General features: G+C 67.4%; 1 protein-coding gene. It reads right to left on the minus strand.

The window, feature by feature from the left end; genetic code table 11:
• The coding region (locus E1218_RS35810) for an ABC transporter ATP-binding protein (protein ID WP_132327460.1) at positions 1-1072 on the minus strand (1072 nt) is incomplete at its 3' end.
• Positions 1073-1130 lie beyond the last annotated feature (58 nt).

Raw genomic sequence — 1130 nt, forward strand, 5'->3', positions numbered from 1 at the left:
CGAGGCGCTCCTCGGTGGAGGAGGAGAACAGGTGCAGCTTGTCCGGGTCCGGGGCGAGGTGGACGAGCTGCCCCTTGTCGTTGTGCAGGCGGGTGCCGATGCGGGCGATGATCTGCTGGTTCGTCGAGGTGTGCTCGGCGGTGCCGTACAGGAACGCGTCCGAGCCGAGTTCCTCGATCACTGCGACCTTCACCGGCAGGCCTTCGTCGGCGAGGTGGAACGCCTCCGGCCGGATGCCCAGCGTCAGCGTCGTGTCGTCGCCGGCCTTGGCCAGCAGGGTCCGGTCGATCGGGACCACGTAGTCGCCGATCTTCGCGCCGCCGTCGGTGATCTCGGCCTCGATCAGGTTCATCGCCGGCGACCCGATGAAGCCGGCCACGAACTTGTTCTTCGGCCGGTCGTACAGGTTCAGCGGGGTGTCGACCTGCTGCAGTACGCCGTCCTTCAGTACGGCGACCCGGTCGCCCATCGTCATGGCCTCGACCTGGTCGTGGGTGACGTAGACGGTGGTGACACCGAGCCGGTGCTGCAGCTCGGCGATCTGGGTGCGGGTCTGGACGCGCAGCTTGGCGTCGAGGTTCGACAGCGGCTCGTCCATCAGGAAGACCTGCGGGTCACGGACGATCGCGCGGCCCATGGCGACCCGCTGACGCTGACCACCGGACAGCGCCTTCGGCTTGCGGTCGAGGTACTCCTCCAGGCCGAGTAGCTTGGCGGCTTCTTGCACGCGCTGGGCCCGCTCGTCCTTGTGGATGCCCTGCATCTTGAGCGCGAAGCCCATGTTGTCGGCGACCGTCATGTGCGGGTAGAGCGCGTAGTTCTGGAACACCATCGCGATGTCGCGCTCCTTCGGCGGGCGGTGCGTGACGTCCCGGTCGCCGATGTAGATGGAACCCTCGTTGACCTCTTCGAGGCCGGCCAGCATCCGCAGAGCGGTCGACTTGCCCGAGCCCGACGGCCCGACCAGGACCATGAACTCGCCGTCCTGGATGTCCAGGTCGAGCTGGTCCACAGCGGGGGTGTCGGTGCCCGGGTAGACCCGGCTGGCTCCCTTGAACGAGACAGTTGCCATGTCGCGCTTCCTTCCTTCGCCGGCAGGAACGTGCCGGACGGTCCGTAGCAAAGGCCCC

The sequence above is a fragment of the Kribbella turkmenica genome (assembly GCF_004348725.1).
Classification (GTDB): Bacteria; Actinomycetota; Actinomycetes; order Propionibacteriales; family Kribbellaceae; genus Kribbella; species Kribbella turkmenica.